This window comes from Citrobacter sp. TBCS-14 (assembly GCF_005280805.1).
Taxonomy (GTDB): Bacteria; Pseudomonadota; Gammaproteobacteria; order Enterobacterales; family Enterobacteriaceae; genus Citrobacter; species Citrobacter gillenii.
Window position 1 is genome coordinate 1 of the sequence record NZ_SZWM01000899.1, and the last position, 215, is coordinate 215.

The window sequence follows — 215 nt, forward strand, 5'->3', positions numbered from 1 at the left end:
CGTTAACCGCGGGTCATCATCAGCTTACGCAGTTGCGCAAAATCAGCGGGCAGATGATGCGAAAGCAGCGGCAAGTCCGCGCGTTCCGCCAGCTCTTTTGGTAGATCCAGCGTGACATTCAGAATCTGTTCAACGCTTTCTTTAAATTTCGCCGGATGTGCGGTGCCAAGGAACAGGCCATATTCGCCCGGATTCAACTGATCACGCAGTGCACG

1 pseudogene is annotated in these 215 nt (G+C 54.0%); it reads right to left on the reverse strand.

Annotation, left to right across the window (positions count from 1 at the left end):
* Window positions 1-2: 2 nt before the first annotated feature.
* Window positions 3-215, reverse strand: a pseudogene (locus FDX22_RS21960) (threonine synthase); the annotation flags it as partial.